The organism is Micromonospora yasonensis, from assembly GCF_026013475.1.
Lineage (GTDB): Bacteria > Actinomycetota > Actinomycetes > Mycobacteriales > Micromonosporaceae > Micromonospora > Micromonospora yasonensis.
Genome location: NZ_JAPDPH010000345.1, coordinates 1 through 5,033 on the forward strand (window position 1 = coordinate 1; position 5,033 = coordinate 5,033).

Annotated in this window: 6 protein-coding genes and 1 pseudogene; 5 read left to right on the forward strand and 2 right to left on the reverse strand. The window is 70.8% G+C overall.

The genetic code is table 11. From position 1 onward, the window contains the following. Window positions 1–290: pseudogene (locus ONA70_RS34615) on the forward strand (helicase); the annotation flags it as partial. Here the strand turns inward: ONA70_RS34615 and ONA70_RS34620 are convergent. Continuing rightward, window positions 265–786 carry an ester cyclase gene (locus ONA70_RS34620; protein WP_265010699.1) on the reverse strand — a complete coding sequence of 174 codons (522 nt, stop codon included), beginning with the start codon at window positions 784–786 and terminating at the stop codon, window positions 265–267. The pseudogene ONA70_RS34615 and the gene ONA70_RS34620 sit on opposite strands and share 26 nt — an antisense overlap. A 468-nt stretch (window positions 787–1,254) precedes the next feature. Beyond that, complete coding sequence (locus ONA70_RS34625) at window positions 1,255–1,761, reverse strand: hypothetical protein (protein WP_265010700.1); 507 nt, start codon at window positions 1,759–1,761, stop codon at window positions 1,255–1,257. A 321-nt stretch (window positions 1,762–2,082) separates the two neighbouring features. Between ONA70_RS34625 and ONA70_RS34630 the strand changes: the two genes are divergently transcribed. From ONA70_RS34630 to ONA70_RS34645, 4 genes are read left to right on the forward strand one after another with little or no spacing between them, the layout of a single operon-like run. Further along, window positions 2,083–3,267, forward strand: a complete 1,185-nt coding sequence (locus ONA70_RS34630) for a lipid-transfer protein (protein WP_265010701.1) — start codon at window positions 2,083–2,085, stop codon at window positions 3,265–3,267. 4 nt (window positions 3,268–3,271) lie between these two features. Next, window positions 3,272–3,730: a MaoC family dehydratase N-terminal domain-containing protein gene (locus tag ONA70_RS34635; RefSeq protein WP_265010702.1), complete on the forward strand. Its 459-nt coding sequence runs from the start codon at window positions 3,272–3,274 to the stop codon at window positions 3,728–3,730. Beyond that, window positions 3,727–4,128 (forward strand): MaoC/PaaZ C-terminal domain-containing protein, encoded by a 402-nt coding sequence (locus tag ONA70_RS34640; RefSeq protein ID WP_265010703.1) that lies wholly within the window; start codon window positions 3,727–3,729, stop codon window positions 4,126–4,128. Before ONA70_RS34635 ends, ONA70_RS34640 begins: the two co-directional genes overlap by 4 nt. Window positions 4,129–4,150: 22 nt before the next feature. Next, window positions 4,151–4,981 (forward strand): SDR family NAD(P)-dependent oxidoreductase, encoded by an 831-nt coding sequence (locus ONA70_RS34645; protein ID WP_265010704.1) that lies wholly within the window; start codon window positions 4,151–4,153, stop codon window positions 4,979–4,981. The last annotated feature ends 52 nt before the right edge of the window (window positions 4,982–5,033 follow it).

Here is a 5,033-nt window from a genome sequence, read left to right on the forward strand (position 1 = left end):
AGGGCCGCGAGTACGACGTGACGATCGTGCTGCACCCACTGTCGGGGCGGCGGGACGCGACCGCGTTCCACCTGGAGTCGGGGCGGCTGTGCGTGCTGGCGTCGCGGCACCGGCACGCCTGCATTGTGGTGGCACGAGCCGGAATTCCGGAGCTGCTGGACGCCCACCCGTCGACCGAGCGGGTGCACCTGGACGTGCCGGTGAAATTCCCGGACGGCTGGGAAGCCAACCAGACCGTGCTCGCCCACCTCGCCGGGCACGGGACTATGCCAGCCCGATCTGCTTCATGAACGTGCTGAGGTCGTAGAAGAGGTTCTCTTCGGCGATCTTCCCGTCGACCCAGCGGGCCACGGTGCAGAAGTCGACGTCGAACGACTTGCCGGTGGGCGGGATCTCGTTACCGTCCGGGCCCTTCATGGGGCCGGTCATGGTGCCGGTGAACCGTGCGATCGAGCACGTCCAGTCACCCGAGGCGAACAGGACCTTGTATGGCCGGTTGCCGAGCCGCTGATCCGGAAACGCCGTGAAGAAATCCCTCGCCTCGGCCTCGTGGTTGTGCTGGCCATGCGTCTCCGGTTTGCCAGGCCACCGCACCACGACGTCCTCGTGGTGCCGGCTGTTGAACGTGTCGATGTCCTGGGCGTTCCACGCGTCGTCGAGGGTCTGCATCAGTTCCATGTTCTGCTGCTCGGTGCCCACCGCCGTGACCTCCTGATTCACTGGCCGGGTCAGGGCTTGAGCGTAGGGCGGGCCAGCGGCCACCCGGGCGCGTTTGTTGACTTCCACCCCGCATCGACCTGCCTGGGTCAGGACGGAGCGCCCCACCGGACGGTGGGGCGCTCCCGGTCGGCTGAGTGACCTCCTACCGAGCCAGGACAACCACGATCGTGGCGAGGCAGGCGATCAGCACCGTGACGCAACCGAGCATGGCGCACGCCCACCAGTCGCGCGGCTGCTGCGGTACCTGGGGCATGGGACGGGTGGACCGGTTCCATGCGGCAGGCGCCGGCCGGCTGTCGTTGACCGGCCAACGGGGCGGCGGTTTGCGGGTGGTCGATTCGACGATCACAGGGCCTCCAAGCAGCGTCAGGGGTCGCTGTTGCGGGTAGAACATGGAGACCGGACGGGACCGCGGTGAGGTGTGAGGCCAGCCGTCCCGCCCGGCCGAGGGACCGCCTCGCACCATGGCCGTCCCTTGTAGACAGCGCCGGCCCGGTGCCGGCCGTTACAGCCGGATTCAGCAGCGGCATCCCGTCACGGTGCGGGGGCGAGTCGCCGCCGCCGGCGGTTCCACCACCCGGGGCGGGTCTGCGCCAGCCGGCGCAGTCGCCGGTGCTCCCAATGCTGGAACGCGATGAGGCCCGGCACGAGTCCGAGCATGGCGACCGGCAGGTAGCGGCGGGCGGTGCGGTTCTCCCGGGCGATGGCGAGCACGCCCGCAACTCCCGAAAGATAGAGGATCGGGTTGTAGTAGCGCATCAACTCCGGTCCCAGCCCCTCGCAGTCCTCCAGCCAGGGCAGCCCAACTCTGGTGCGACGGGCCGGCCAGCCGAGCAGATGAGCCGAAACCGCGGCGATCCCGAAGCCGTTCGCCGCCGCCAGCAGTGGGTCGGCGGACTCGTCGCCGGTGCTCGCCGCCAGGACGCCGCCGGTGACGAGGGTCCAGAAACCCGCGGCCGCGTACGGGCCGATCACCGAGGCGAGCGGCATGCCGACCCCGGCGCCCAGCTCGAAGACCACATGCCCGGCAAGGCTGACCACGGTCAGCCGCGTCAGCGGCCGGCGCCCCGTGGGCTGTCCGCCGGCTCCCGGTCTCGTCAGCCTCGATGCCGCCATAACGTGACCGACTTTATGTGATCTGCGGCATCCCTCCTGGAGTATTCGCAAAGCCGAGGCGGCCTACCGGACGAGCAGTTCGTACGCGAAGGCCGCGGCCTGCACACCGAACGGCCTATTGGTAAATATAGATCGATATCAAGGCGTCCGGCATTTGTGAACCGGAACAAGCTTGATATCGGTCGATCGGCTGCCCTACTCTCGGTGGGACCGCGACAAGTGAACAGCCGTTAGCGAGGAGTGCCGATGAGCCGGCGAGCGCTCGTGGCGGGCGTGGGCATGGTCCCGTTCGCCACCCCGAGGACCAGCCAGCCGTACGACGTGCTGGGCGAGCAGGCGACGCGGGCCGCGCTCGCGGACGCCGGCCTCGACTACGCCCAAGTGCGCCAGGCGTACGTCGGCTATGTGTACGGCGATTCGACGTGCGGGCAGGCGGCGCTCTACCGGGTCGGGCAGACCGGCATACCGGTGGTCAACGTCAACAACAACTGCTCGACCGGCTCGTCCGCGCTGTTCCTGGCCCGCCAGGCCGTCGAGTCCGGCGCGGCCGACTGCGTGCTGGCGCTGGGGTTCGAGCAGATGCAGCGCGGCGCGCTGACCACGCACTGGTCCGACCGGCCCACCCCGTTCGACCGGTTCCACGAGGTCTCGGACCGGGTCCAGGGCGCTGGTGACGCCCCGCTGGCCGCCCGCTACTTCGGCGGCGCGGGCGCGGCGTACGCCGAGCAGTACGGCACCCGGCCCGAGACGTTCGCCGCGATCGCCGTGAAGGCCCGCCGGCACGCGGCGCACAACCCGTACGCGGTGTTCCGTGACCCGGTCACGGTGGAGGAGGTGCTCGCGTCGCCGCACATCCACGGCCCGCTGACCCGCCTGCAGTGCTGCCCGCCGACCTGTGGCGCGGCGGCCGCGGTGCTGTGCAGCGAGGAGTTCGCCCGCGCCCACGGGCTGCGTACCGACGTGGCGATCCGGGCCCAGGCGATGACCACCGACCTGCCGTCGACGTTCGACAGCGGCGACCTGCGCACGCTCGTCGGCTACGAGATGTCCCGGGCCGCCGCCCGGCAGGTGTACGAGGACTCCGGGGTGGGCCCCGAGGACCTGCGGGTGGTGGAGCTGCACGACTGCTTCACCACCAACGAGCTGCTCACCTACGAGGCGATCGGGCTGACCCCGGAGGGTACGGCCGAAAAGTTCGTCGCCGACGGCGACAACACCTACGGCGGCCGGGTGGTGACCAACCCGTCCGGCGGCCTGCTGTCCAAGGGGCACCCGCTCGGCGCCACCGGGCTGGCCCAGTGCGCCGAATTGGTCTGGCAGCTGCGCGGGCAGGCCGAGGCCCGACAGGTCGACGGCGTCGCCGTCGCGTTGCAGCACAACATCGGCCTCGGCGGCGCCGCCGTGGTCACCCTCTACGAGAAGCGGAGCTGAGGCGATGCCCGTCGACCCCGACAAGGCCCGGGCGCTGGCCTTCCCGCCGGTCACCGTCACCGTGGAGCGCGGCCGGTTGCGGTTCTTCGCCCAGGCCATCGGCGAGACCGACCCGGAGTACGTGGACCTGGCCGCCGCCCGGGCCGCGGGTCACCCGGACCTGCCGGTGCCGCCCACGTTCTTCTTCAGCCTGGAGATGGAGTCCCCGGATCCGTGGGGGTACCTCGCCGACCTGGGGGTGGACCTGCGCCGGGTGCTGCACGGCGAGCAGGAGTTCAGCTACCACACGATGGTGTACGCCGGCGACACCGTCGAGCTCCGGCCGCGGATCGTCGACGTCTACACCCGCAAGGGCGGCGCGCTGGAGTTCCTGGTCAAGCGGACCGACGTGATGCGCCACGACCAGCTGGTGGCCGAGGCGACCGCGGTCATCGTCGTACGCAATCCGGAGGTGGCCCGATGACCACGGTGGACGACCTGCGGGAGGGTGCCGAGCTGCCGCCGCTGCGGCTCCCGCCGATCACCCGGACCACGCTGGCGCTGTTCGCCGGCGCCTCCGGCGACCACAACCCGATCCACATCGACCTCGACGTGGCCCGCTCCGCCGGGCTCGACGACGTGTTCGCCCACGGCATGCTCTCCATGGCCTACCTCGGCCGGCTGCTGACCGGCTGGGTGCCGCAACACCGGATCCGCTCCTACCGGGTCCGGTTCGCCGCCATCACCCCGGTGCACGCCGAACCGACCTGCACCGGGCGGGTGGTCTCCGTCGCGGACGGGCTGGCCACCCTCGCGCTCGCTGTCACCCTCGCCGACGGCACCACGACGCTGACCGGCGAGGCGGTCATCGACCTCACCTGACCTGACGAAAGGCTCGCAGCCCATGGCAAAGCTCGACGGCAAGGTCGCGATCGTCTCCGGTTCGGGGCGCGGCATCGGCCGGGAGATCGCCCGCAAGCTCGCCGCCGACGGCGCGGCGGTCGTGGTCAACGACCTCGACGAGGAACCGGCCGCGCAGACCGTCGCCGACATCGAGGCGGCCGGCGGCCGGGCGGTCGCCTGCGCCGGCAGCGTCACCGACGCCGGCTTCGCGGAGCGCTTCGTCGGCACCGCAGTGGACCGCTTCGGCGGCCTGGACGTCATCGTCAACAACGCCGGCTACACCTGGGACACCGTCATCCAGAAGATGACCGACGAACAGTGGGACGCCATCCTCGACGTGCACCTCAGGGCGCCCTTCCGGATCCTGCGTGCCGCCCAGCCGGTGATCTCCGCCGCGGTCAAGCAGGCCCAGGCGGCCGGTGAACCGGTGCCGGTGCGCAAGGTCGTCAACATCTCCTCCGTCGCCGGCCTGCACGGCAACGCCGGCCAGGTCAACTACGCGGCGGCCAAGGCCGGCGTCACCGGCCTGACCCGGGCCCTGGCCAAGGAGTGGGGCCGCTACCAGGTCACCGTCAACACGGTCGCGTTCGGGCTGATCAAGACCCGGCTCACCGACGCCTCTGCGGCCGGCGACAGCACCATCGACGTGCGGGGCCGGCAGATCAAGGTCGGGGTCAACCCCGACCTGCTCTCGGCGGCCGAACGCATGATCCCGCTCGGCCGGGCCGGCACCCCGACCGACGCGGCCAACGCGGTCTACCTGCTGACCATCCCCGAATCCGACTACGTCACGGGCCAGATCCTGGTCTGCGACGGCGGATTCATGATGTAGCGGGCCCGCCATGAGACGAACCCTGTTCGAGGCCGAGCACGAGGCGTACCGG

Excerpts from the sequence above, each read along its gene's own strand:
- ONA70_RS34640 (WP_265010703.1), top strand. The coding sequence starts at position 3,727 with ATGACCACGGTGGACGACCTGCGGGAGGGTGCCGAGCTGCCGCCGCTG.
- ONA70_RS34645 (WP_265010704.1), top strand. The coding sequence starts at position 4,151 with ATGGCAAAGCTCGACGGCAAGGTCGCGATCGTCTCCGGTTCGGGGCGC.
- ONA70_RS34630 (WP_265010701.1), top strand. The coding sequence starts at position 2,083 with ATGAGCCGGCGAGCGCTCGTGGCGGGCGTGGGCATGGTCCCGTTCGCC.
- ONA70_RS34635 (WP_265010702.1), top strand. The coding sequence starts at position 3,272 with ATGCCCGTCGACCCCGACAAGGCCCGGGCGCTGGCCTTCCCGCCGGTC.